The organism is Domibacillus sp. DTU_2020_1001157_1_SI_ALB_TIR_016 (genome assembly GCF_032341995.1).
Lineage (GTDB): Bacteria > Bacillota > Bacilli > Bacillales > Domibacillaceae > Domibacillus > Domibacillus indicus_A.
The window spans coordinates 556165-581951 of sequence record NZ_CP135438.1 but is presented as its reverse complement, the minus strand read 5'-3'; the positions used below and the strand labels follow the sequence as shown (position 1 = coordinate 581951).

Here is a 25787-nt window from a genome sequence, read left to right as displayed (position 1 = left end):
TTAACTACACGAAATATCAGAAGATTGATACTCTTTTCTAAAGAAAGCGCTATCAATAAATGTGAAGTAAAGGAGATGAATATATGTTAGCTGCATTGGGATTTTCGATGGTCGCGGTATTTATGTATTTAATTATGTCAAAAAAATTATCGGCTCTGGTAGCCATTATGCTTGTACCGATCGTATTTGGTATTCTCGGCGGCTTTTTAACCGAGCTGGGCCCGATGATGCAGGAAGGCGTTGAAAGCATTGCCTCCACCGCTATCATGATTTTGTTTGCGATTTTGTATTTTGGCATTATGATTGACTCTGGCTTGTTTGATCCATTGATCGCCAAAATTTTAAAGATTGTAAAAGGCGATCCGCTTAAAATTGTACTGGGCACAGCGGTTCTTTCTATGACGGTTGCCCTTGATGGGGATGGGACGACTACCTATATTATTACGGTTTCTGCCCTGCTGCCATTGTATAAGCGGCTTGGCATGAATCGGCTTATTTTAGCCACAGTTGCTATGCTCTCGATGGGGGTAATGAATATGACTCCATGGGGAGGGGCTTCTGCGATGGCCATGGCTTCCCTCGGGCTGGATGCATCTGAATTGTTTATTCCTATGATTCCTGTAATGGGCATCGGCCTTGTCTGGGTTCTTACGGTCGCTTTTTTACTGGGCCGAAAAGAACGAAAACGGCTTGGTGTAATTGAGCTTGATTCTGCTCATCAATCAGCGGAGAACACAGGACTTGCCGCCACAACGCTGAATGCGGATTACAAACGCCCAAAACTGGTTTGGTTCAATTTATTGTTAACAATTGTTTTAATGGCTTCTCTGATCATTGACTTTATGTCCCTGACTATTTTATTTATGATCGCCTTTGGTATTGCCCTTCTTGTGAACTACCCAGATTTAAAAGACCAGCAGGAACGGCTGGCTGCCCATTCTAAAAATGCATTAGCTGTTGTTTCCATCGTGATTGCAGCAGGAATCTTTACCGGGATTATGTCTGGAACAAAAATGATTGATGCCATGGCTGTAACGCTTGTATCTATTATTCCAGATTCATTCGGCCCGTTTTTGCCGGTGATCGTTGCTTTTTTAAGCGCACCTTTCACATTTTTTATGTCTAATAACGCGTTTTATTTTGGAGTTCTTCCTATTATTGCACAGGCAGCGGAAGCATACGGGATTAGCGCTGTGGAAATTGGACGCGCTTCCTTGCTTGGCCAGCCTGTCCACGTTCTCAGTCCGCTTGTGGCAGCAGCCCACCTGTTGATTGGACTTGTGGGAACAGAGTTTGGCGACTTGCAGCGGTTTGCGGTCAAGTGGGCACTGGGCACTACAACCGTAATGACAGTGGCGGCCGTTCTTTTTGGAATTATCTCGATTTAATGAACGACTGTGAACAGAATAAGCTTCAAACAAAAGGCTGCTTTCGCGAAAGCAGCCTTTTGTCATAAACATCGGCAGATCTTGATATTCTATGAGTGACTAAAAAGGGAAAGAAAACATAGGAAGTTTATTAGTTGAATGATAAATGCTGCTTGCTTTTATTTTTAATGGAAGATTAAAGGAAACAAAACGATACATAGAGAAGTAAAGTAAATAGGAAAAGACTAGATGGACAGATAAAAGCACCGAATAAATGAAAACGCTTACTACAAGGAGGAGATTTATGAAGCGGCTTGCATACGGCATCCTGCTCCTTGCTTTTCTCGCGGCATCAGCCTGTATGATTTACTATGGGAAACTAACATTTCATATGAAAAAAGCGGAAGCAGAGCATGATAAATCTATGTATCACTTTGTCTTGATTCCGGAAGAGCTGGATAACGAATATTGGCGTTTAGTTGAAAAAGGAGCAAGAGATGCAGCCAGCCTGTACGGTGTTTATTTAGAGTATGCAGGTCCCCGGCAGGCCGATTACAGCGAGCATTTAAAAACACTTGATACGGCCATTGCAGGTAAAGTAGACGGTATTTTAATGCAGGGCGGAAAAAGTGAAATGCTGACAACGTTAATATCAAAAGCACACGACAAAGGAATTCCGGTTATCACTGTGGACACAGATGCTCCAGAGACAGAACGGGCTGCATATGTAGGAACGAACAATTATTATTCAGGTTTTTTAGCAGGGCAGGCACTCTTAGCGGATACAAACGGTCCACAGCGGGTGGGTATCGTAACGGGACGGTTTCAGTCCGAAAATCAGAAACAGCGGGTAGAGGGCTTTAAAGAAGCGATTAAAAAAGAAGAACGGATTCAAATCGTTGGAATTGAAGAGTCTTCTATTACAAAGATCGGCGCCATTGAAGCAACATACCGCCTGTTTCATAACCGTCCTGACATCACGGCCATTTATGGTACCAGCGCTTTAGACGGGATCGGCATTGCCGGTGTAACCCGGTACTTTAATAAAAAAAATATTTATGTGATTGCATTTGATACACTTCCAGAAACCCTGTTTCTTTTAAATGAGCAGGCGATTCAGGCTACCGTAGCCCAGGATCCGTATGAGATGGGTTACAACGCAGTAGCGTCATTAATCAAGCTGAAAGCAGGAGAAAACATTCACCCTCTTCAGTATACGGATACATCTATTATTCGAAGAGAGGATTTACCGATTGTGGAAGGAGAAAGCGGGTCATGATTACGATCAGGAAAAAGCTTCTTCTTTATTTTTTGGTGTTTGTAGTCTTGTTTAATGTCGTTTCATACTCTATCTACGCAAGCAGCCGGCAGCTTGTGAATGAATATCATAAAAGCTTTCAAGGGTTTTTACTTCTGAATGAAATATCCCAGCAGTCTGCTGCACTGTATGAAGGAGTCAATTCATATGCGATTGAGCGGGAAAAGAGTTCCTTGGAAAAAGCAAAAGCGGCCCAAATGGTTTTACTTGAAAATAAAGAGAGGATAGAAGCAACCAATACAGCCGATATCCAGCCCGAGTCCATGACCATGTATCAGGAAATGATGGATACTCTTGTTGAAGAAAGCGATAAAACCATTCAAGCGATTCAGACAGAGGCGGTAGATGAATACCCCGGTCATTTACGTGAAGTTCGGAATGTCTCCGGTTATGTACAAGAAGCCACGCTCGCCTACTTAAACTTAGAATTAAATGAATACCAGCGATTTTATGATCAAATGGAAAAGCGAAATACAGCTTTTAAGCATTTTATTATCAGTTTATTTGTCTCCACGCTGCTTCTTGCTGTTTTCATGGCTCTTTGGTTCTCAAGAGGGATTACAAAGCCCATACATACGTTAACGAAGGCGGCAGCCGAAATGTCTGCCGGGCGGCTCGATGGGCCGGATGTTTCCGTTCCAACCAGAGATGAAATTCATCAGCTCGGGGAGTCTTTTAACCAGATGAGAAGAGACATGCGCCGTTTTATTGAAGAAATCAAAGAAAAAGCAGCGCTCAACCAATGGCTGAAGGAACTGGAATTAAAGCAGCTTCAAAATCAAATTAATCCGCATTTTTTATTTAATACTTTAAACACCGTAAAGCAAATGTCATACCTGGAAGATGCCCCCATGACTACACAGCTGATTGAATCCGTGTCATCCCTCCTCCGGTACAGCCTTGGGGATTTGCAAAAATCTGTTACATTGGCGGATGAAGTGGCAGCGGTAAAGAGTTATTTTGCCATACAAGAAACGAGATTTTCGGACCGTGTTTCTTTTCATTTATCTATAGAGGAACAATGCCTTCCCATCTCTATGCCAGCATTGATCTTGCAGCCGATTGTAGAAAATGCTTTTATTCATGGGATTGAAAATAGAGAGGAAGGCGGAGAAATCTCTGTCGTTGTGACGAGCAGCCGCACACAGGCTGTTATTGAAGTAAAAGATAACGGGGCGGGCATAGACAAGGAAACTCTTCAAAAGCTAAGAGAAGGCGGGAAGGCAGCGGAACATACCGGGCACTCGACTGGAATCGGTTTGGAAAATGTCATAAAGCGGCTGCATCTCTTCTATAAAGAAAAAGGATCTTTTTCTATTTCATCGACAGAAGGAATGGGAACCACCGTTCAAATTCGTATACCATTTTATGAAGGGAGAGGAATAGGATGAAGGTGATTGTCGTTGACGATGAAATGATTGAACGAAAAGCGATGCGTAAGCTGCTTGAGCAGCATATTCCACAGATTCAGGTAGTAGGTGAGGCCGGGAATGGGCGGGTAGCGATTGAGCTTGCCGAATCGCTCCATCCCGATTTAATGCTGATGGATATTAAAATGCCGGGCATGAATGGTCTTGAAGCGATTCGCCATATTCGGTTAAAGCAGCCTTCCATTCGTTTTATTATGATGACAGCATATGCTTCTTTTGATTATGCAAGAGAAGCGATGATTGAGGGAGTAAAACACTATCTTGTTAAACCAGCTAAAAGAGATGAAACGATTCAAACGATTTTACAAGTACAAGAGGAAGTAAAGGAAGAACAGGCCTCAGAAGCTGCCCTTTGGCAGCTTGTACTCGCTAAAGTAATGCAGCAGGACATGAATGAAGAAGTGTGCAGGCGCCTGCGGATGCTTCACCCCGAGGCAAAAGTCGGTTTTATGCATGTGTATGAATGTCCAGATGCAAATACAAGGGAAGACATTATCGAACAGCTTAACGAGCACTCCCCGTTTCCTTTTTTGGCGGCTCATCCACAGGCCGGCGGGCTGGCTGTTTTATTTTTAAGTAAGGAATGCCAGAAGTCAGATGTGCTTCTTTTAGCCAAGTCTATCGTTCGCTCCTGGCCCGGTAAAATCACTGTAGGAACAAGCGCTCCCTGTCCCTTAAAACAGCTGGGATCCTCTTATTCGGAGGCCCTGCTTGCTTTTCAGCAGCTAAAAGCTGGACGCGGGGCATCATACGGGTTTGCGGATCAGAGTGCTTCTTTTTCGCATAATGCGGTTGAAAAAGCGATTATGAACCGCCATCCTTTAGATACTCTTTTTACCCGCTATTCGCTTAATCAATTAAAAGAAGAATTGGTGCATGTCAAAAAAGAAATGGCCGCTATCGGTGTTTACGTTGATGATGTAAATATTATGGAAGCGGCATTTATTGAAGACTGCCTTGCTTTTGGTAATGAATTGGCCAGCCGAGTCGCTATGCATCGGCAGGGAAGAGAAATGATTGCAAAAGCAAAAACATTTATCCACACACACTTTCATCAGCAAATCAGCCTGGAGGATGTGGCTGATCACGTACAGCTAAGCCCAACGTATTTCACAAAACTGTTTAAAGAAAAAATGAATGAAACCTTTATTGGTTACTTAACCAATTATAGAATTCGAACGGCTAAAAAGCTGCTTCAGCACACCAATTTGGGACTGAAAGAAATTGCGGATCGAACAGGGTATAATGATCCGAATTACTTCAGCCGTGTATTTAAGAAAGCAGCTGGCTGTTCACCAAAAGAATACCGGAAATCTTTTTCTTAAGCAGGGGCTGAAGCCGCTGTTTTTCTTTTGCATAAAAAAGTACAGAAAATCATAAAAGATTTCAGAAAAGTCGCCTTCTTAAGAGGGATATACTTATTTATGTTAACGCTTACAATAAAGGGGGCTAAAGGCATGAAGAAAAGACTGGGACTTATCTTAATGATGATTTTAACGCTCGTTTTATCTGCCTGCGGATCTAACACACAAACGGAAGAAGGAAGCCAGGGCAGCAGCGGGGGAAGCGGGGAAAAAGGAAAACTCGATATTTTCAGCTGGTGGACGGGTGCAGGCGAGGAAGACGGCTTAAAAGCACTTCTTGCCCTGTTCGAAGAGAAATATCCGGATATTCCAATTGAAAACGCTGCTGTAGCCGGAGGGGCTGGAACCAATGCGAAAGCCGTATTGGCGAGCCGGATGCAGGGAAATGATCCGCCCGCTACTTTCCAGGTGCATGGCGGTTCAGAGCTGAATGACAGCTGGGTAGCAGCGGATAAAATGGAGCCGCTTAATGATCTGTATGAGCAGGAAGGATGGAATGATAAATTTCCAAAAGAATTAATTGAACTTGTCAGCAAAGACGGCAATATGTATTCGGTGCCGGTCAATATTCACCGTGCAAATGTTCTTTGGTATAACAAGAAAGTCTTCGAGGAAAATGGCATTGCTGTTCCAACAACGTTTGATGAGTTCTTTGAAGCTGCAGACACTTTAAAAGAAAAAGGCATTACGCCGCTTGCACTTGGAGACAAAGAGCCATGGGCAGCCACACACTTATTTGAAACGGTCCTGCTTGGCGAGCTGGGCGCAGAGGACTATAAAAAGCTTTGGACAGGCGAATTGGCTTTTGACGATCCAAAAGTTAAAAAAGCAGCCGAAACGTTTAAAAAGATGCTCACTTATGTAAATGAAGATCACAGTTCCCGCAACTGGCAGGATGCTGCGCAGCTTGTTGGAAGTGGAGAAGCAGCGATGAACGTTATGGGTGACTGGGCAAAAGGATACTTTACGAATGATTTGAAACTGGCTGTCAATAAAGATTTTGGCTATGCACCAACACCTGGAACAGAGGGAACATTCGGCGTTATTACGGATACTTTTGGTCTCCCGAAAGGGTTAAACAATTCAGAAGATGTAAAGAAATTCCTTAGTGTACTTGGATCGGTTGAAGGCCAGGATGCTTTTAACCCATTAAAAGGTTCTATTCCAGCTCGTATTGACGCAGACGTATCAAAATACGATCAATATGGAAAAGACACAATGGAGGATTTTAAATCTGCCGCGCTTGTGCCAAGCTTAGCGCACGGCTCAGCAGCACCAGAAGGATTTGTAACGAAGGTCAATCAAGCGGTTAATATTTTTGTTACACAGGGAGATGTTGATCAGCTTGTTCGTACGCTTCAATCGGCAGGAACCGAATTAAAATAAAGCAGAAACCCTCCGTACGGGGGGTTTTCTTTACAAGGAGGCATCTACTATGGAAGCAGTAAGAAAAGAAACAGCCAAGGGAGAAAAAGTGTCTAAAAAAAGCTATTCCTCTGACCAATGGATGGCGCTTGCTTTTTTGCTGCCTTCTTTTTTGCTGATCGTCATTTTTGTATATGGATTTATCGGCTGGACAGGATATGTGTCACTGAGCAACTGGAATTCCCTTATTCCTGATTTCTCTTTTGCCGGCTTGAAAAATTACATGTATTTATTCAGTGATTTTCGTTTTCAAGCTGATTTACGCAATACTCTCTTCTTTACGATTCTCTTTATCGGCCTGGTGATTTTATTCGGGCTGTCACTGGCTATTCTGCTTGATCAAAAGCTAAAAGGAGAATCCATTTTCAGAAATATTTTCTTTTTCCCTATGGCATTGTCGTTTGTTGTGACCGGCGTCGTGTGGCAGTGGTTATTAAATCCTTCAACGGGAATTAACTTATTTTTAAACACATTTGGGATTACACCTAAGTGGTACACAGATACCAACATTTTAGCGGGCTTTCAATGGGGACAGATTGAATTTGGCCTGCCGGCTGCGCTGATTGCCGTAGGGATTGCGGCTGTCTGGCAAATGACCGGGTTTTCACTGGCTATGTATATTGCAGGGCTTCGGGCGATCCCGGATGAAACAAAAGAAGCGGCCCGTATGGATGGGGCTTCTGAATTTCAAATTTACCGGCAGATTATTTTGCCCCAGCTTCGCCCGATTACAGTGAGTGTCATTATTATCATGGCGCACATTTCCTTAAAAATATTTGATTTGATTTATTCGATGACAGGTCCTGGTGCAAACTTTGTAACGGACGTTCCAGGTGTCTATATGTTTGAAACAACATTCCGGGGTAATTATTATGCGAACGGAGCTGCGATTGCGATTATTATGCTTCTCAGTGTTGCCATATTTATCGTTCCATACTTACTAAACAGCCGAAAGGGGGAAGCGTAATATGGTCATCAGGGCGTTTACAAAACCGGCCAGCTACTTCGTGCTGATTGCGGTCAGCTTATTCTTTTTGATGCCGGTTTATGTTATGATCATTACGAGTTTAAAGCCGCTGGATGAAATTACGCTGGACCAAATGTGGACGCTGCCATCCTCGTTGGATTTCAGCAGCTATGGAGAAGCTTTTTCCAAACTTGCGCCAAACTTGATGAACTCTTTTTATCTCGTTATACCAGCTACTTTGCTGTCTGCTTTATTAGGGGCGATGAGCGGGTATGTACTTTCGAAGTGGCGGTTTAGAGGGTCGGAGATCTTATTTACTCTTATGCTGTTCGGTATGTTTATCCCTTATCAAAGTATTTTGATTCCGCTGATTCAGTTTTTACGAGAAGCGGGGCTGTATAACTCTATACCCGGGCTGATTTTTGTTCATGTTGTGTATGGCATCCCGATTACCACGCTGATGTTTCGAAACTTTTATGTGAATATTCCCGATGAAATGATTGAATCTGCCAAAATTGATGGAGCTAACTTTCTTGGCGTGTTCCGGCATATTATGATTCCGTTGTCGGTCTCAGGATTTGTCGTAGTGGCCATTTGGCAGTTTACAAACATCTGGAATGAATTTTTATTTGCGGTTACCATTACAACCGCTGATCAGCAGCCGGTTATGGTCGCGCTGCAAAACTTATCGGGAAGCCAGATTGTCCAGTGGAATGTTCAAATGGCGGGAGCGCTGCTGGCTGCACTGCCTACGCTGTTGGTTTATATTCTTCTCGGGAAGTATTTTGTGAGAGGCCTGCTGGCCGGGTCAGTAAAAGGGTGAACCTCTCCAACTAATTGCTGCGCAATTTGATGGAGCATCTCTGCCAGAGACATAAAAAAATATGCTCTGACTTCATTAATTTTCCTGCTTCACCGATATCTGCCCTATTCTTCCGAACAGGGTCTTACATCATCTCCACAGGCGTTGTTTTATACTGTTCGGGCGGGACCTCGACCTACAGTGTAAAGGAATTATATTGCCGGAATGAGTCCTATCTGGGCCAGCCCGGCTTTTTCAATGTTCAAGGCGGCATTATGGTCACGGTCAAGTACAAGGCCGCAATCCGGACAGACATGCGTTCGAATGGAAAGAGATTTTTTCACTCTTTTTCCACAGTTCGAACAGTCCTGGGTGGTGAAATAAGGCTTCACTTTAACTAGCTGGCCGCCATTGCGCTCGCATTTATATGCCAGAAACTGGCGGAACATTCCCCACCCTGCATCATGAATTGACTTGGACACCTTCCGGTTTTTCACCAGATTACGGATGTTCAGATCTTCTACACAAATGACGCTGTAGGTACTTGCCAGGCGAAACGCTGTTTTATGCAGGAAATCCTTTCGCTGGTTCGCCACCTTGGCATGAAGCTTCTGCAGCCTGGCCACTTGCTTTTGCCAGTTTGAAGAGCCTTTTTTCTTTCTCGAAAGTTTCTTCTGGGCACGCTTGAGCTTTTTCTCCTCCTTGCGGAGAAAGCCCGGGTGTAGAATTTCTTCTCCGTTCGACAGAACGGAGAATTTCTTAATGCCGACATCAATACCGGCTGTTTTAGAGGCTTGATGGACAGCCTGCGGCGGGTCTGCCTGTCTTTCGACACAGAAAATAGCAAACCAGCGCCCGTTCTGGCGCTTAATGATTACCTGCTTGATTTTTCCATCCAGTTTCCGGTGGAGGCGGATATCTATTAAGCCTAGCTTCGAAATGAGGAGCTTTCCTCCTTTTCCAAAGGAAACGGCCCGCCGGACAGTATGAATTTTTCCTTTTTTATCTTTTTGTTTACTCATGCCAAACTGTGTAAATGTAATCGAGTGGTAGTCTTTATGTTTTTTCACCTTAGGGTAGCGGGCTTCTTTTTTGAAGAATTGATCAAACGCTTTTCCCAGCCTGTCCAGTGTTTCCTGAAGGGGCTGGGAAGGAACTTTTTTGAGATATGGATGGTGCTTCTTGGATAGAGTTAATAGGGCACTGAGATCAGATTTAGTCAGGTTTTTCTTGTTTTTTTGGTAGGCTCTTTGTTTATCAAGAAGAGCGGAATTATACTGCTGGCGGCAGAGGCTGACCCATGAGTGAAGGGTGCTTTTTTGTTCCTCATTCGGAAAAATTTCGAAACGGTAATTCAGCATCATCTCGATTCACCTCCATTATTTAACAAATAAAGTATATCAAAAAGGAAACGTATGTTTCAACTGCTAGGTAACAAACACAAAAAAGCGGCCATTCATCTTCTACTAATTGCGAAGCAATTTGAAGGAGTCTTCTGGCTTGTAATGCGATAAAAGGAAAAGCCGCTAGTAAAAGAGCGGCTTCAATACGTAGACAAAATCTTTCGTTTTTAAAGAAGAGCCGATAAGTGAAGCCTGCCGGACTTCGCGTTCCGCGGGCAATGCGGGAGCCTCCTCGGCTTCACTAAATGGTGTTGAAGAGCAATAAACAAAGACTGACTAGACATTTCTCCTTTTTAAACAGAAAGATACGACCTTATTCGCTCTATCCAATCTTGTCTCGAGCCACTTGGCGGCGTCCAGGCAGCGCCTGCCCCATGGAAAGCGGAGCTGCCTGGACGCCGCCGATCGATCCTTTTCATGTGCATGGTTATCCGTGTAATTTGTCTATAGTCTGAAAGCTGCTAGTGAAAAAGCGGCTTTTTTCGATTTCCTCTTTATGATCCTTTGCAAATCATGCTTTGGCGCAGTCTTCATTGCTAATGGGTCTTTTTCGCCGTTTAGTTCAGGGAATGTTGTTAAAGCACATTAAACATTTAAGAAAAACATAAAAATGGCAAGTTCACAAAAAGTGAATCTTGCCACAAAGTTCGATTTTTAGTTTTGAAGAGACTGGTCAGCCAGCCAATCCATGAGGGTAGTCGTGTTTCCGTTTATTACGGTATCTACTTCATTGTTAAATACATAGATCCATGACCAGTGACCGTTATACTGATACGGTGTACCATCTGCATTCGTATACAAACCAGACGTATCATGGACATCCTCAAATAAAGACAGGTGAACATTTTCCGCTCCAGCAGCAACGAAGCGCTCATACGTTGGCACTGTGTTAAGAGAAGGGGGCAATATTGTATCATTTTCTGCCGTCACGAACCAAGTTGGTGTTTGTTTCATGCTTTGAATGTCCTCGTCAGAGATAAGTGAGTCGTTTAACCCTTCACATATCGGGAATGACGCTGCAAAGTACCCAGGGTAATCCCGCGTCATCAGCATGGTCATATATCCTCCATTAGAAGCGCCGCCAATGTAAATTCGGCTTGGATCAATATCTGGGTTAGCAGCCACCTGTTCTTGAATTAACGCCATCAACGCTTCCTCATATTTGGATGTTCCGTCTGCTCTGCCAGTGATTCCATCCATCCAGTAAGTCGGTGCCTGCGGTGCTAAAACGTACGCTCCGTCAAAATGGTCTTGAATATCTTCTGTGGCAAAGTTAACCGCTTTATTTGCAGACAGCGGAATCGTACCATCTGTACCGCCTTCACCGCCACCATGCAGCCAAATGATCAGCGGATTTTTCTCTTTGTCTTTCTCGGGAGCGTAGTTCGCATAGGATAGTGTTATATGATTATATGTGGCTTGGCCGGTAGAGAAATCCTCTACAAGCTCTTTTGTTTCTCCCGCAAATTGGTTAATAACCAAACCCGAAATGACTCCAGCGTTTGTTTGGATATCTTTTTGCTGCGTAATGGTGTATTTATTTTCTGTCCAGTCATTAAATCCTGTTCCGGCTGCATCGTAGTTTAGAGCAGAACTCAAAGAGCTTGCTGGGCTTACTTCCATTTCCAGAACGGCGTATCTGCCTGTTTTAACGGCAGGATTACCTTTTTTATCTGAAACGTAAACATTGGTAATCTTCCGGCTGCCTTCCTCCAAAAACGGTGTTTTTAAGCGGTGATCGCTTCTTTTTACATTCACAGAAAATGTATCAGGTGTGATAGAACCTTTTGGAACAGATCTTCCTAAATCGACAATTAGTTTTGTGTTGACTGCTCCCCAATCTTTAATTTCTGTAACAGTCTGGTAAGAAGCCGGCTGTGTTTTTACTTCTTGAGCCGCTGCTCCTGTACTGTAAGAAAGCAGGGCGCCTGCTGCTAATGTAGAGATCATGGCTGTTTTTGCTTGTGTTTTCATTTTTTTTAACATATCCTTTAGCCACCTTTACTCGCATCAATTTTGAAAGCGTTTTTATAAAATTCTGCTGCTAATGATTACTTGCGTTCATGGAAAGTCGTTACCTTTTTGAAAGACGGTCGATATCTGTTCCGGGTTCCAGTACATCACTGACCTTTTCAACAATGATATCTTCTGCAACTGTAAAAGTGGCTGTGTCTTTAATATCCTCAGAAGAAGCGCCCACTTGAATGGTGTACGTGCCTTTTTCAAGCACCCAGGCAGAAAGTTCTTCACTGAATGATGCTAAATCCTTTGCACCCAGTCCAAACGTTACTTTTTCTTTTTTTCCTGGCTTCAGTTCGGCCGTTTTAGTGAATGCTTTCAGCTCTAGAGAAGGCTTCTCTAATTTTCCGTCAGGCGCAGACACGTATACCTGGACTACTTCTCTTCCTGGTACTTTTCCAGTGTTTTTTACGGTCGTACTAATAGATAGTGTGTCTTTAAATTTCTTTGTGGCTTTCACTTTGTCGTATGCAAATGTAGTGTAAGACAAGCCATAGCCAAATTCATAAGAAGGTTTTACATTAAAGGTAGTATTGTAGCGGTAACCAACATAAATATCCTCTTCATAAGGGAATCCATCCGGTGAGCCAGGATAGCGGTCCGCATACGGAAGATCGGTATAATCAACCGGGAATGTTTGAGCTAGTTTACCAGATGGATTTACTTTGCCAGTCAAAACATCCGCAACAGCGTTTCCAAGCTCCTGCCCCGGCTGCCAGGAAAGAAGGATGCCATCTACTTTTTCTTTCCAGCTTTCCACTTCAACAGGACCTTCTACGTTTAAGACAGCAATCACTTTCTTGCCTTGATCGCGGTACGCTTTGGACACTTTTTCTACCATTTCTTTTTGTGAAGGAGACAAATAAAAATCTTCTTTGGCGCGATCGACAGCATAAGAACCAGGAGCAGTGCCAATCACAACAATTCCAATATCCGTGTTGGCTGCTGCTGTTTGCACATCCTCGGTAATATCCATCTCAGGAAGCTTAGGTCCAACAGAACCGAAAGTGCCCGGTGTTCCTTTGTACGCATCCTGGCTCCGTAAATCTGCTGCATATTGATCGTATTTTGTAAGCAGAGATTCATTCAACGTCAGGCCGGCATTTCGCAATCCTTCTGCAATGCCAAGCTGATAAGGCGCATAAACGAGAGCACTTCCTCTTCCGCCGGTGTTGATTTCACTAACGGGGACACCAAATAAAGAAGCGCTTACATTGTTTTTGATAGGGAGAGCCTGATTCTTGTTTTGCAGAAGCACCATTCCCTGGGCAGCTGCCGTTCTCGCTACTTTTGCTCCCGCTGCAAGATCTGGTGAGTTTGTTGGCTCTGCTCCTTTGAAGGTAGGGGACTGCACAACAATTTGAAGAATTTCTTTAACATTTCGATCTAGAATTTTTTCATCTAAAAGCCCACTTTCAACTGCAGCGATAATAGCTTCTGATTGCGCTGCTCTTCCTGGCATTAACAGGTTTGTACCTGCTTCCATTTGCTTGACGATGTCCCGGTCGGCAAACTCCCAGTCTGTCATCGCAAATCCAGTAAAGCCAAAATCGTTTCGTAACACATCTGTTAGTAATTCTTTGTTTTCGGTTGCGTATGTGCCATTAATTTTATTGTAGGAATCCATTATCGACCAAGGCTTCGCTTCTTTTACTGTCATTTCAAATCCTTTTAAGTAAATTTCCCGTAATGCTCTTTGACTGACGATCATATTTCCGTTATTGTTTGTCCGCTGATTGAAAGCCGCAAAATGTTTAATCGTTGTGCCCACACCATTTTCTTCTACACCATTAACGAAAGCTGTGGCTAGTTTACCCGTAACTACCGGATCCTCTGAAAAATATTCAAAATTCCTTCCATTCAGTAGATAACTTTGAATATTCATGCCGGGAGCAAGAAGGAGGTCGATCCCATAGGCCTTCATTTCTTCACTAGTCGCGTCTCCGACTTCTTTTACCAAATCAGCATCCCAGGTAGAGGCCAGAACCGTTGGAGAAGGAAACTTCGTTGCGTAGTATGTTTTTGCATCATTTTCTCTCGTTGGACTAATCCGTACACCCATTGGGCCGTCTGCCAATACGATAGCTGGAATACCTAAACGCGGAATGGCCTGTGTTTGGCCGGCAGCACCCGGTACTTTGGTTGATTGGCCGCCGATTACTTCTCCATTTTCAGAAGTTAACCCTCCTTTATTGCCGCCTACCAATAAAAAGGCTTTTTCTTGCAGGGTCATAGCGTTTATAACCGCATCGATTGACTCTGCATTAACCAGTTTTGGAACCGTATTTGCGGCTTTAACAAACCCTTCTTTTTGCTGTATTTGATCAGTAGAGATTGTTTCAGAGGCGGACACATAAAGACTAGTACTAGAAAGAAGAAGCCCGCTTGCAAGTACAGCAACTACTAATTTATTACCTGTGTCTTTCTTTGAACGTTTTTTCACCGTTTATCCCCCTCAATCCTTATTTTTTGAAGCGCTTTCACAAAATAAGATAACTTGGCTTTTTCTCAGTGTAGCGCTTTAAAACAGGAAGCCTTTCTAAACTTTCTTATGATTATCTGCAATTTTTTAAGCTGCTAGGAAAAAAGAAGTGGATATATTGCCTGCTTTTCCGCTTTGTTATAGTTGTTTTGAACGGGCAGGCCGCTATATGCTTCATAAACTGTTAACCGCTTAACGAGTTCTATGATCCTCTGTTAAACAGCAGCCATCCCAAGCAAATATGTACAAAGCTTTGAATAAAATTCTTCTTCTGCATTTTAAATAAACGGTTCGTCTCCGACTTGAGCATTTAGGTAATAAATAAGTTAATGAAGTTTTCTACATTGACAAATGTAAAATAATGCATTATATTAGACCGGTCGGTTTAATATGTGAAGAGGTGAACTATGACCAAAAAGCTCAATACGAAAGGGATGCTGATTGAAACAGCTTCCAGGCTGTTTCGTATGCGTGGATATGACGGAGTTGGCCTTAATGACATTTTGAAAGAAAGCGGGATTCCAAAAGGATCGCTTTATCACTATTTTCCCGAGGGAAAAGAAGGGCTGGCTGTTGAAGCCATTCGTCATACAAAGGGCGTGGTGATTGGTTTTATTGAAGAAGTGTTCGAGCGAACTGAAGATCCAATCAAAGCTGTTCAGGACCATATTTGCGAATTAGCCAAGGTAATGCGGGATGAAAAAGAACCGGTTGGATTTCCAATCGGGGCGATCGCATCTGAAAAACATTCGACGAGCGAGCCTATTCGAAAAGCCTGTCATTCAGCATTTGAAGAGTGGAAGGAAACGTATTCTAGAAAGTTCATAAAGGCTGGGTACAGTGAAAAGCAGGCAGAGGATTTTGGTATCATCATTCTTGCCGTCATAGAAGGAGGCATTCTTCTTTCTCTTACAGCCAAGAGTAATAAGCCTCTTCGTGTGATCGCGGAGCAGATACCGATGTTACTGACTAAGAAAAGCGGGTAATTTGGAGAAGGCTTAGCCTTTAAAGGGAGGAATGGATAGATGGCAGCAAGTACTGCAGCAAAGCAACAAGAAAATGTGAAAACGACCCCTATTTTAATTTCCTTCTTAATCGCGGGATTTATTGGGTTATTTAGTGAAACAGCGCTTAATATGGCGCTTGGAGATTTGATTCAGCAGTTCAATGTAGGATCTGCAACGATCCAGTGGCTGACTACGGGCTACTTATTAACACTGGGGATATTAGTTCCGGTGACGGGCCTTTTGCTGCAATGGTACAGCACAAGGCAGCTGTTTATGGCAGCTTTGTTTTTTTCGATTATCGGAACGCTCATAGCGGCATTAGCACCCAGCTTTAGCATACTGATGGTGGCGCGGGTCATTCAGGCGCTTGGAACAGGCCTGCTTCTGCCGCTCATGTTTAACACAATTTTATTGATTTTCCCTATTCATCGAAGAGGCGCCATAATGGGGCTGATGGGCTTGGTAATCATGTTCGCTCCGGCCATCGGGCCTACGATTTCTGGTTTATTGATTGAAAACTTAACCTGGCACTGGATTTTCTGGCTGTCTTTGCCGTTTTTAGTGTTTGCGCTGTTTTTTGGCATGGTGTATATGCAAAACGTATCTACGATTACAAAGCCGAAAATTGACGCCGTTTCTGTTGTTTTATCCTCTCTTGGTTTTGGAGGCATTGTTTACGGCTTCAGTACAGCCGGCGAAGACGGATGGTCGAGCTCTATCGTAATGACTGCTCTTGCGGTTGGATGTGTGGCGCTTGTTTTATTTTCCCTTAGACAATTTAAAATGGAGCAGCCAATGATTGATTTGCGTGTGTTTAAATACCCGATGTTTACCCTTGGGCTTTTCATTGTTTTTATCGCTTTTATGGTAATTTTGTCTTCCGCTATCCTGCTGCCTTTATACTTGCAGACAGGACTGGGATTAGCAGCTTTTACAGCCGGTCTTGTTCTTTTGCCGGGCGGAGTGCTGAACGGTTTAATGTCTCCGCTGACAGGTCGTATTTTTGATAAATACGGACCAAAGGGATTGGTAATTCCGGGGTTTATTCTTGTCATTGTTACCTTATGGAGCTTATCCCGTGTGACAACGGAAACATCTATGTTAGCGATTATCGTGATGCATTCTCTTCTCATGATCGGTATTTCCTTGATTATGATGCCGGCTCAGACAAACGGCTTAAATCAGCTGCCAAAAAACCTGTATCCGGATGGAACCGCGTTGATGAACACGTTGCAGCAGGTGTCTGGAGCGATCGGTACAGCCGTAGCAATTACGATTATGTCTTCGGCACAGCTTGATTTCATGAAGAATGTAAAAGACCCAGCGGACCCGTCTGTGATTGGAGAAGCGTTAACCGCAGGCGTGCAAAACGCTTTTACTTTCGGTTTGATCCTGGCTGTCATTGGTTTGGTTCTTGCTTTCTTCCTTAAGACTGTTGGCTTTAAGCAGGCAGAATCAAACAGATAAATGCTTTACGAATCTTCCTAAAGCGCAAAAAGCGGCCGTTGGACGGCTTTGAGACTGACGACTTTGTCGTCAGTCTTTTTTTATGAGAGCTTTCACTGTCCAAAACGGGCAGGAGGCTTTTCGGGAAATATCGCTTCTTAAAAAGAGACGATAGGGAAGCCACGCGACCTGCGCCTTATCGGCTTTTCTCAAAACATCCGTACTCTTTACGTGTGAAGATATGTAAAAAAAGAAGGAGCAATAGTTGACTTTTCTATTTGTAACATTTATAGTTACAAATAGAACGAATCACTGCTTTATGCAGTTTCTTTTTTTAGTTTATATGTAACTTAAATTGTTACAAATATATGATAAGCTCAGGAGGAAAAAAGATGAAAATTGGCGTAATTGGCGCAAGTGGGAAAGCGGGAAGTTTCATTTTAAAAGAAGCGGTCTCAAGAGGACATGAAGTAACCGCTATTGTCCGCAACGCTTCAAACGTACAAGATGAAAAAGCAGCCGTCATCGAAAAAGACATTTTTAATTTGAAAGCAGAGGATATAAAGGTATTTGATGTAGTTGTGAATGCCTTTAATGCCGCTCCAGGCGAAGAGCATCTGCATGTGGAGGCGGGCCAGGTACTGATTGAAGCGCTAAAAGGCGCACCGAAAACAAAATTAGTTGTCGTAGGGGGTGCCGGCAGCTTATTCGTAGATGAAGCAAAAACAGTCCGGGTATTCGAAACACCTGATTTTCCAGAAGCCTATCTTCCAACAGCGGTGAATATGGGAAAAAACCTGGCTGAACTGGAACACACAAGCGGTATTACGTGGACATACATCAGCCCAGCTGGATTCTTTGACCCGGCAGGCAAGCGTACGGGTACGTACCAAAAAGGTCAGGACAATCTGATTTTAAATGCAAAAGGTGAAAGCTACATCAGCTATGCAGACTATGCGATTGCTGTATTAGATGAAATGGAAAATCCAGAGCATGTAAATGCACGTTTCTCAGTTGTAGGGGAATCTGAATAATCGCTTTGTGAAATAAGGTTATTTAGCTGATCATTCTGCAAGGCAGAACAAATGAGCATCTTTAAGTTGAAAACAGGTATGGGATCCCTGAATTAACTTAAAGGTGCTTTTTCTATGGGGACGAAAGTGAGTTGGACAGCAGAAGTAAAAGGAAAATGGATGGTATTTACAGCTGTTTGAATGAGAAAATCATCACGGATTATTTTGGGACGTCGCTGGAGAAGTTAAAAGCATAGGGGAGGCAGCGATAAAGAATTCGTTTCGTTAAATCCCCGTTTTCTATATACAGAAGAGCACCCTTGGGATACAATAGCAGAAACAAACGGGGAAAAAGGAAAAAACCAGATGATTTTTGACGAAAAGCATCAAATATTGAAAAAAGTATTGACAGTCTAATGGAAAACATGATATAAACATAACAAGATACTTTATCACATAAAAGCATAAAAGCATAAAAGCGCGAAAGTAAATATGCTTTAACAGAAGAAACAGGAGGAACGACGACTATGGAACAACGCAGCAAGATTATCGACTGTACAATTCGTGACGGCGGTTTAGTTAATAACTGGGATTTCAGCATTGAATTTGTTCAAGACCTATACAATGGTTTGAGCGAAGCAGGTGTTGAATATATGGAAATCGGATATAAAAATTCCGCGAGACTTTTAAATGCGACTGAACCTAATCCGTGGAGATTTCTTGATGATAACTTTTTAAAAGAAATTCTACCGGAGAAAAAATTCACGAAGCTGTCTGCGCTGGTTGACATTGGCCGTGTTGATCCAAATGACGTTCTTCCGCGTGAAGAAAGCCCTCTGGATATGATCCGGGTAGCATGCTACATCCGTGAAGTAGATAAAGGCTTGGAGCTTGTACAAATGTTCCATGACTTGGGCTACGAAACATCTTTGAATATTATGGCACTATCAAGTGTACCTGAACATCAATTGATCGAAGCCTTTGAAATGGTAAAACAAAGCCCGGTTGATGTGGTTTATATTGTAGACTCATTTGGAAGCTTGGACCCTGCTGACATTGAGCATCAGGTGAAAAAATTCAAATCGATGATTCCAAACAAACAGCTTGGCATTCATACTCACAATAACATGCAGCTGGCATTTGCCAACACATTAACAGCCCTGCGCAATGGTGTAACATTCCTTGATTCTTCTGTATACGGCATGGGACGCGCAGCAGGAAACTGCAACACAGAACTTCTTGTGAGCCATATTCAAAAACCAAGCTACGAAATGAAGCCTGTATTAAAAGTGATTGAAGACCATATGCTGGAAATGCGCCAGAAATGGGAGTGGGGCTACATTATCCCTTACATGATCTCAGGCGTTTTAAACGAACATCCGCGTGTGGCAATGGCATACCGTAACAGTGAAGACCGTGATAAATATGTTCAGTTCTACGACAATGTCACGTCTCCGGAAGCGAGCCTTGCGCCAACATCTAAATAATCTTTATGCGTTATAAAAAAGGCCGGGAAGCATTTTGCTTCCCGGCCTTTTTTGCTTTTCAATTTAAAATACGAATTTTCATTTCTACTAAATAAGCCTCGGGCCGCCGTAGCCTCCTCACGGGTTTACAATAACTTTCTCAATACGTTTCTGGATCACACTCGTAAGCAATTAGAGCATACTTTCCCGCTGAAGGAGAGGCTATAAGCTGTGTTACTGCGAACGCAGCAACCATATAACCGACGATCGCCCCGTTTATATTCAGCTCGTTCATGATAGTAGGCGTTACCGGCCCCACAAGACCGCTCCCCAAAAATGCAATAAATAAATTCATCAATAAAATGGTTAACACCATTCTATAACTTCGCATCCCATTCTGCCCTTTCTATCAAGAATTGTACAGTTCATACTGTGAACCTCTCCAACTAATTGCTGCACAATTTGATGGAGCATCTCTGTCAGAGGCATGAATAAACATGCTCTAACTTTATTGATTTTCCTGCTTCATCGACGTCTGCCTGTCTTTCGACACAAAAAATAGCAAACCAGCGCCCATTCTGGCGCTTAATAATGACCTGTTTTACTTTGCCATCGAGTTTCCGGTGGAGGCAGATATTCTAATAAACCCAGTTTAGAAATGAGCAGCTTTCCCCCTTTTCCAAAGGAAACGGCCCGCCGGACAGTGTGAATCTTTCCTTTTTTATCTTTTTGTTTACTCATGCCAAACTGTGTAAATGTTATAGAGTGGTAGTCTTTATGTTTTTTCACCTTAGGATAGCGGGCTTCCCTTTTGAAGAATTGATCGAACGCTTTTCCCAGCCTGTCCAATGTTTCCTGAAGAGGCTGAGAAGGCACTTTTTTAAGATATGGATGATGCTTCTTAGATAGAGTTAATAGGGCACTGAGGTCAGATTTAGTCAGGTTTTTCTTATTCTTTTGATAGGCTCTTTGTTTATCGAGAAGAGCGGAATTATACTGCTGGCGGCAGAGGTTGACCCAAGAATGAAGGGTGCTTTTTTGTTCCTCATTCGGAAAAATTTCGAAGCGGTAATTCAGCATCATCTCGATTCACCTCCAGTATTTAACAAATATAGTATGCCGAAAAGGGAACATATGTTTCAACCGCTAAGCAGCAAACACACAAAAAAAAGCGGCCATTCATCTCCCACTAATTGCAAAGCAATTTGAAGGAGTCTTCTGGCCGGTAATGCGATAAAGCCTCCCCCAAGAGGAGAGTCAATAACGACAGCCTGCTTATGTTTCTATTATGAAAAATTCTACTTCGCAGCATAACAGCTTCATCCCGTACATAAAAGTCAGAGGAATATTTTTAAGAGTTACTACGTAAAATGAATAACTAAAGTATGGAAGAAAATATGACAAAAAAAGGATTAATTCATTTCGGTTCTACTATAGTTAAAACTGTAAGAAATGTTTTGATTTTCAAAAAGTGAAAGAAAAAAAGTTTCAAAGTGAAACGGAGGAATGGAGTGAAGTAGAATTGACAACCAAGCATGAAGCAAGCTATTTATCAGAAGAAGAACAACAGAAGCTGCTCGAAAAATATGATCCAGAAGCAGGGACAAGAAAATTAACCGGCCTGCTCGGGTACATTGCTTTTTTTGGCCTTTTGGCTTTTTCCCTGTTTCAGCTTTATACAGCGGTTTTTGGTGTTTTCACGGCTCAAATTCAGCGAACCGTGCATTTAGGCTTTGCCCTTTCCTTAATTTTTCTGCTGTTTCCGGCTAATCGAAAAAAGAGGCAAAAAGGAAAGCTCCAGGTAGCCTGGTACGACTTGATTTTCTCTATCTTAAGCATCGGTGTAGGTGCGTATTGGCCGCTCCGTTTCGAAGAATTGGTGATGAGTGTCGGCCGTCTCGAGCCGCTGGATTTCGCGGTCGGCTTGACAGCGATTGTACTTGTACTAGAAGCAACAAGGAGAACCGTTGGCCTGCCTATTATGATCATTGCGCTCCTTTTCATGCTTTATGGACTTTTTGGCTCGTACATGCCAGGCTTTTTGTCTCACCGCGGATTGACCCTGGAACGTATGGTTCAAACGATGTTTTTCACAACAGAAGGAATTTTAGGCACACCGCTAGCCGTTTCCTCTACTTTTATCTTTTTATTTTTATTATTTGGCGCGTTCTTAATACGGACAGGCGTTGGACAGTATTTTAATGATCTTTCCATTGCCATTGCCGGCAGAAGCATCGGCGGGCCTGCGAAAGTAGCAATTTTTTCAAGTGCCCTTCAAGGAACCATCAGCGGAAGCTCTGTTGCGAATGTGGTAACGTCGGGTGCTTTTACGATTCCAATGATGAAAAACCTTGGTTACAAAAAAGAATTCGCTGGAGCTGTAGAAGCATCGGCTTCAACAGGCGGGCAGCTGATGCCGCCTATTATGGGTGCCGCCGCTTTTTTGATGGTTGAGTTTATCGGAAACGGCATTACATACTGGGATATTGCCAAAGCAGCTGCCATCCCAGCGATTTTGTACTTTTCGGGCATTTGGATTATGACCCACTTTGAAGCGAAACGGCTTGGGCTGCGCGGGCTGACAAAAGAAGAGATGCCAAGCAGAAAAGAAGTATTCGGGAAAGTGTATTTACTCATTCCGATTATCGCAATTATTTTGCTGCTGATGTCTAATATAACCGTTACGCATGCCGCGCTTTATTCAATTGTCATTTCCATTATTGTTGGCTTTATTAATAAAGATGGGGGAATGAAAGCTGTTGATATTGTGCATGCACTCGTAGACGGAGCACGCACAGCCCTTGCTGTAGCGGCTGCGACGGCAGCAGCTGGAATTATCGTAGGCATTGTAACAAAAACAGGATTGGGATTAAAACTGGCCAATGGCTTAATTGATCTTGCAGGAGGCTACTTAATCCCTACGCTTATCCTGACGATGATTGCTGCGCTTGTACTCGGGATGGGTTCACCGACAACCGCGAACTACGTCATCACTTCTACAATTGCAGCACCGGCGATGATTTTACTCGGTGTACCCGATTTGTCTGCTCATTTGTTTGTGTTTTACTTTGGTATTATCGCCGATATTACACCGCCTGTAGCACTGGCCGCTTTTGCCGCAGCCGGCGTGTCGGGAGGAGAACCCATTAAAACCGGGATTGAATCGTCCAAGCTGGCCATTGCCGCTTTTATTATCCCATATATTTTTGTTCTTTCACCTGAAATGTTAATGATCAATACGAGCTGGGGAGAGATCGTCTGGGTTGTGCTGACTGCAATGATTGGCATGATTGCCATCGGAGCCGGTGTGATCGGCCACTGGATGAGAAACATGCACTGGCTGGAACGAATCACCGCCTGCATTGTAGGACTGCTGCTTATTTACCCGGAAACCATCTCTGACATTACAGGGTTAGTGATGTTTGGCGCACTGCTGGCCTTACAATATTTATGGAAGCAGGACAAAGGGGGCGGAAACGCCTTTCAAGACAAGTCCGAAGCAGATTACCCAAAAGTCAAATAAACGGCTATGATCGAGCCATTTTTGCTCAATCAAAGACAGGAAAACAAAGTGAAAAGATTTGCTTGTTCCTGCTCTTCTCTATATATAAGAAAGGTTTATTCCATTCGTACTGCTGTGATTAAGGAAAAAAAGGGAGGATGTATGTATGAAAAAATCTCGTTTTAGCGTATTGTTCGGCACGGTTTTAATGACGGCGGCCATCACGGCTGCCTGTGGTGAAAGCAGCGACGGCGGCACGGCTGACACAGGTGAAGGAAGTGGAGGCGGTGGAAGCGCAAGCCAGGATTTAAGCTTGCTGACGGGCGGCACAGGGGGGACTTATTATCCGCTTGGCGGGCAAATCGCTAATATTATTTCCGATCAAACGGATGCAAATATCACTCCGCAGACATCCGGTGCTTCTGCAGAGAATATGGAAACATTGCGGGCCGGAGAAGCAGAGCTGGCTTTTTCTCAAACAGATATTGCCGCTTACGCCATTGAAGGAAAAGAAATGTTTGAAGGAGACCCGATTGATAATATCCAGGCGATCGCTTCCCTATACCCGGAAACGGTGCAGCTTGTGACAACCGCTAAAAGCGGCATCAAATCGGTTGAAGATTTGGAAGGAAAAACGGTCTCTGTCGGAGCACCTGGATCAGGCGCTTACATTAATGCCATGCAGGTGTTAGAGATTCATGGAATGTCGGACAAAGACATTAAAGCCCAAAATCTTTCTTTTGATGAATCGACGGACGGGATTCAATCTGGAAACATTGACGCAGCGTTTATCACAGCTGGAACACCTACTGGTGCAGTAGAAGCATTATCAGCACAAAATGACGTCGTGATCATCCCGATTGCTGACGATAAAATCCAGGAGCTTGTTGAAAAGTATCCATATTATGCAGAAGACACAGTCCCAAGCGGAACTTATAAAATTAAGGAAGATGTAAAAACGGTTGCTGTTAAAGCTATGCTTGTAGCATCAAAAGACGTCGATGAAGATCTTGTGTACGAAATGACAAAAGCGCTTTATGAAAACACCGATCAAATCACTCACGCCAAAGGAGAATTTATTACACCGGAAACGGCTCTTGAAGGTTTAGGCGATATGGAGCTGCACCCAGGGGCGGCTAAATATTTTGAAGAAGCAGGCGTTTCTAAGTAAACACCTTTTAGTCGATAGGCTGCACTGCGGCCTGTCGACTTCATTTTTTTAAAGGGGTGATTCGGTTGAAAGCTAAAGTAATCAGTGCGGCAGCACTAACGATTCTGTTCGTTTCCACCCTCGTTTTTTTCTATCCGTACAGGCAGGTGATCGCGCTGACTTATGAAAATAAAGACAGCCTGCTCGCCTACGTGCCCTTAAAAAAAGAAGAAACCTTTCAAATTCAGTACACACACTCGATTCATTTATCGGACGTAGTCGAATCCTATCAATTATCACATAATCAAATCGTTCAAACAGAGCTTTCCTACAAAGACTTTGCGGTAGGAATGCCTTCAAATGCAGAAGGCGAAGAAGTATTTGAAGAAAAAAACGGCACGTATTACATAAAAAATATGAACCGTGATTTTCCTTTTATTGATGTAAGAATCGGCCAGATACGGGCAAATCATCGGCTTATATATGAAAATCATGTTTATACGTTGTCCAAGTCCGTCAAGCCGGGGACATGGGTCCGAATATCGGAGCGCAAGTTAACCGTATGGGAGCAATGGAAGGCAACCAAAATCAAATGACCTGTTATCTTGGACAATCGGAAAGAAAAAGAGCTAAGATAAAACTGTAGAAGCAAATCAAGCAAACAGGGGATGATGAAGTGGATTTACAATTAAAAGGCAAGCATATTCTGATCACAGGAGGCTCAAAAGGAATCGGACGGGCGATTGCAGAAGCGCTTATAGAAGAAGGAGCAAACGTGTCCATCGCAGCCCGTGGAATAGAAGCACTTGAACAAACAAAAGAAGAACTGGGTGGAAGCGTATCCATCTTTCAAGCAGATTTACTGAAGGCCAACGAGCGGGAAGCGCTGATCCACTCGTTTATTGAACAGCACGGAATGATCGATGTGCTCATCAACAATGCCGGTGGCAGCAATGGCGGAAAAGCAGCCGAAACTGATATGGATTTATTTTATGAAGCGATGGAGCTGAACTACTTCTCATCAGTACATTTAAGCAAATTAGCGGTTGAAGAGATGAAGAAAAAGCAGTCAGGAGCGATCATTAATATCACATCTGTATTTGGCAGAGAAAGCGGAGGCAAGGTGACTTATAATAACGCAAAAGCGGCATTGATTAGTTTCACAAAATCGCTGGCTGACGAAGTGATCCGAGATGGTATCCGTGTAAACAGTGTGGCACCGGGCAGTATTTTGCATGAAAGCGGCAACTGGAAAAGACGTCTGGAAGAAAACCCGGAGAAAATCAACGCGTTTGTTCAAAATGAGATTCCGGCGGGCCGTTTTGGAACAGCTGAAGAAGTCGCAAATGTGGTTGCTTTTCTTGCTTCAGAAAAAGCATCCTGGCTGGTCGGGACAAGCATCAATGTCGATGGCGGGCAATCGCGGATGAACTTTTAAAAAGTATTTCAGGCAGCTTGGAAGCTGCCTGAGAATGTAGACAAAGTAAGAAAGCAGGCTGATTGAGAGCGCCTGTCTTTTCAGGAACGCCGCCGGCTGGGAAGCGGAGTGACCTTTTTCGGGTCATGAGCATTCACAGACGGCAAGTGACGTCGAAAGCGGGCGTTTGTCAACAGCCTGAGGCAGCT

Annotated in this window: 19 protein-coding genes and 1 pseudogene; 15 read left to right on the top strand and 5 right to left on the bottom strand. The window is 43.4% G+C overall.

What is annotated here, in order from left to right; all coding sequences use genetic code 11:
• Window positions 1-83 precede the first annotated feature (83 nt).
• The 7 genes from RRU94_RS02760 (at window position 84) to RRU94_RS02730 (ending at window position 8694) form a co-directional block, all read left to right on the top strand.
• Window positions 84-1388 (top strand): CitMHS family transporter, encoded by a 1305-nt coding sequence (locus RRU94_RS02760; RefSeq protein ID WP_315691713.1) that lies wholly within the window; start codon window positions 84-86, stop codon window positions 1386-1388.
• A gap of 283 nt (window positions 1389-1671) precedes the next feature.
• Window positions 1672-2646: a sugar-binding protein gene (locus RRU94_RS02755; RefSeq protein WP_315691712.1), complete on the top strand. Its 975-nt coding sequence runs from the start codon at window positions 1672-1674 to the stop codon at window positions 2644-2646.
• Window positions 2643-4076, top strand: a complete 1434-nt coding sequence (locus RRU94_RS02750) for a sensor histidine kinase (protein ID WP_315691711.1) — start codon at window positions 2643-2645, stop codon at window positions 4074-4076. Before RRU94_RS02755 ends, RRU94_RS02750 begins: the two co-directional genes overlap by 4 nt.
• Complete coding sequence (locus RRU94_RS02745) at window positions 4073-5440, top strand: response regulator transcription factor (protein ID WP_315691710.1); 1368 nt, start codon at window positions 4073-4075, stop codon at window positions 5438-5440. The genes RRU94_RS02750 and RRU94_RS02745 overlap by 4 nt, the downstream gene beginning before the upstream one ends.
• A gap of 132 nt (window positions 5441-5572) precedes the next feature.
• Window positions 5573-6865, top strand: coding sequence for an ABC transporter substrate-binding protein (locus tag RRU94_RS02740; RefSeq protein WP_315691709.1), 1293 nt, complete (start codon window positions 5573-5575; stop codon window positions 6863-6865).
• 49 nt (window positions 6866-6914) lie between these two features.
• Window positions 6915-7871 (top strand): carbohydrate ABC transporter permease, encoded by a 957-nt coding sequence (locus RRU94_RS02735; protein WP_251272553.1) that lies wholly within the window; start codon window positions 6915-6917, stop codon window positions 7869-7871.
• A gap of 1 nt (window position 7872) precedes the next feature.
• Window positions 7873-8694 (top strand): carbohydrate ABC transporter permease, encoded by an 822-nt coding sequence (locus RRU94_RS02730; RefSeq protein ID WP_251272552.1) that lies wholly within the window; start codon window positions 7873-7875, stop codon window positions 8692-8694.
• Between the two features lie 191 nt (window positions 8695-8885).
• Here RRU94_RS02730 and RRU94_RS02725 read toward each other — a convergent pair whose 3' ends face one another.
• From RRU94_RS02725 to RRU94_RS02715, 3 genes are all read right to left on the bottom strand, one after another.
• Entirely contained in the window at window positions 8886-10037 is a 1152-nt protein-coding gene (locus tag RRU94_RS02725) for an RNA-guided endonuclease InsQ/TnpB family protein (protein ID WP_315691708.1), read from the bottom strand.
• Window positions 10038-10730: 693 nt separating this feature from the next.
• On the bottom strand, window positions 10731-12062 hold the full coding sequence (locus RRU94_RS02720; RefSeq protein ID WP_315691707.1) for a prolyl oligopeptidase family serine peptidase: 1332 nt from the start codon (window positions 12060-12062) through the stop codon (window positions 10731-10733).
• A gap of 88 nt (window positions 12063-12150) precedes the next feature.
• Window positions 12151-14538 (bottom strand): glycoside hydrolase family 3 N-terminal domain-containing protein, encoded by a 2388-nt coding sequence (locus RRU94_RS02715; RefSeq protein WP_315691706.1) that lies wholly within the window; start codon window positions 14536-14538, stop codon window positions 12151-12153.
• A gap of 446 nt (window positions 14539-14984) precedes the next feature.
• Between RRU94_RS02715 and RRU94_RS02710 the strand changes: the two genes are divergently transcribed.
• The 4 genes from RRU94_RS02710 to RRU94_RS02695 all read left to right on the top strand — a co-directional run bounded on the left by RRU94_RS02710 (window position 14985) and on the right by RRU94_RS02695 (window position 19530).
• A complete protein-coding gene (locus RRU94_RS02710) occupies window positions 14985-15563 on the top strand; it encodes a TetR/AcrR family transcriptional regulator (protein WP_315691705.1) in 579 nt (192 codons plus the stop codon).
• A 39-nt stretch (window positions 15564-15602) separates the two neighbouring features.
• Window positions 15603-17051 carry a DHA2 family efflux MFS transporter permease subunit gene (locus RRU94_RS02705; RefSeq protein ID WP_315691704.1) on the top strand — a complete coding sequence of 483 codons (1449 nt, stop codon included), beginning with the start codon at window positions 15603-15605 and terminating at the stop codon, window positions 17049-17051.
• Between the two features lie 371 nt (window positions 17052-17422).
• A complete protein-coding gene (locus RRU94_RS02700) occupies window positions 17423-18064 on the top strand; it encodes an NAD(P)-dependent oxidoreductase (protein WP_315691703.1) in 642 nt (213 codons plus the stop codon).
• 506 nt (window positions 18065-18570) lie between these two features.
• Window positions 18571-19530, top strand: coding sequence for an aldolase catalytic domain-containing protein (locus RRU94_RS02695; protein WP_315691702.1), 960 nt, complete (start codon window positions 18571-18573; stop codon window positions 19528-19530).
• 181 nt (window positions 19531-19711) lie between these two features.
• Here the strand turns inward: RRU94_RS02695 and RRU94_RS02690 are convergent.
• A pseudogene (locus RRU94_RS02690) lies at window positions 19712-19900 on the bottom strand (MFS transporter); the annotation flags it as partial.
• Window positions 19901-20094: 194 nt separating this feature from the next.
• On the bottom strand, window positions 20095-20592 hold the full coding sequence (locus RRU94_RS02685) for an RNA-guided endonuclease InsQ/TnpB family protein (RefSeq protein WP_315691701.1): 498 nt from the start codon (window positions 20590-20592) through the stop codon (window positions 20095-20097).
• A gap of 439 nt (window positions 20593-21031) precedes the next feature.
• On the opposite strand from RRU94_RS02685, the gene RRU94_RS02680 reads away from it, so the two are divergent.
• From RRU94_RS02680 to RRU94_RS02665, 4 genes are all read left to right on the top strand, one after another.
• The gene (locus RRU94_RS02680; protein ID WP_315691927.1) at window positions 21032-23032 is read left to right on the top strand and encodes a TRAP transporter permease; all 2001 of its coding nucleotides are present in this window, start codon (window positions 21032-21034) and stop codon (window positions 23030-23032) included.
• A 145-nt stretch (window positions 23033-23177) separates the two neighbouring features.
• Window positions 23178-24182, top strand: coding sequence for a TAXI family TRAP transporter solute-binding subunit (locus RRU94_RS02675; RefSeq protein WP_315691700.1), 1005 nt, complete (start codon window positions 23178-23180; stop codon window positions 24180-24182).
• A 65-nt stretch (window positions 24183-24247) separates the two neighbouring features.
• Entirely contained in the window at window positions 24248-24757 is a 510-nt protein-coding gene (locus RRU94_RS02670) for a DUF1850 domain-containing protein (protein ID WP_315691699.1), read from the top strand.
• A gap of 80 nt (window positions 24758-24837) precedes the next feature.
• The gene (locus RRU94_RS02665; RefSeq protein WP_315691698.1) at window positions 24838-25599 is read left to right on the top strand and encodes an SDR family NAD(P)-dependent oxidoreductase; all 762 of its coding nucleotides are present in this window, start codon (window positions 24838-24840) and stop codon (window positions 25597-25599) included.
• Window positions 25600-25787: the final 188 nt, after the last annotated feature.

Bases quoted from the DNA above. Each gene is read 5' to 3' on its own strand.
- RRU94_RS02760 (WP_315691713.1), top strand. From the start codon at position 84: ATGTTAGCTGCATTGGGATTTTCGATGGTCGCGGTATTTATGTATTTA.
- RRU94_RS02755 (WP_315691712.1), top strand. From the start codon at position 1,672: ATGAAGCGGCTTGCATACGGCATCCTGCTCCTTGCTTTTCTCGCGGCA.
- RRU94_RS02750 (WP_315691711.1), top strand. From the start codon at position 2,643: ATGATTACGATCAGGAAAAAGCTTCTTCTTTATTTTTTGGTGTTTGTA.
- RRU94_RS02745 (WP_315691710.1), top strand. From the start codon at position 4,073: ATGAAGGTGATTGTCGTTGACGATGAAATGATTGAACGAAAAGCGATG.
- RRU94_RS02740 (WP_315691709.1), top strand. From the start codon at position 5,573: ATGAAGAAAAGACTGGGACTTATCTTAATGATGATTTTAACGCTCGTT.
- RRU94_RS02735 (WP_251272553.1), top strand. From the start codon at position 6,915: ATGGAAGCAGTAAGAAAAGAAACAGCCAAGGGAGAAAAAGTGTCTAAA.
- RRU94_RS02730 (WP_251272552.1), top strand. From the start codon at position 7,873: ATGGTCATCAGGGCGTTTACAAAACCGGCCAGCTACTTCGTGCTGATT.
- RRU94_RS02725 (WP_315691708.1), bottom strand. From the start codon at position 10,037: ATGATGCTGAATTACCGTTTCGAAATTTTTCCGAATGAGGAACAAAAA.
- RRU94_RS02720 (WP_315691707.1), bottom strand. From the start codon at position 12,062: ATGTTAAAAAAAATGAAAACACAAGCAAAAACAGCCATGATCTCTACA.
- RRU94_RS02710 (WP_315691705.1), top strand. From the start codon at position 14,985: ATGACCAAAAAGCTCAATACGAAAGGGATGCTGATTGAAACAGCTTCC.
- RRU94_RS02705 (WP_315691704.1), top strand. From the start codon at position 15,603: ATGGCAGCAAGTACTGCAGCAAAGCAACAAGAAAATGTGAAAACGACC.
- RRU94_RS02700 (WP_315691703.1), top strand. From the start codon at position 17,423: ATGAAAATTGGCGTAATTGGCGCAAGTGGGAAAGCGGGAAGTTTCATT.
- RRU94_RS02695 (WP_315691702.1), top strand. From the start codon at position 18,571: ATGGAACAACGCAGCAAGATTATCGACTGTACAATTCGTGACGGCGGT.
- RRU94_RS02685 (WP_315691701.1), bottom strand. From the start codon at position 20,592: ATGATGCTGAATTACCGCTTCGAAATTTTTCCGAATGAGGAACAAAAA.
- RRU94_RS02675 (WP_315691700.1), top strand. From the start codon at position 23,178: ATGAAAAAATCTCGTTTTAGCGTATTGTTCGGCACGGTTTTAATGACG.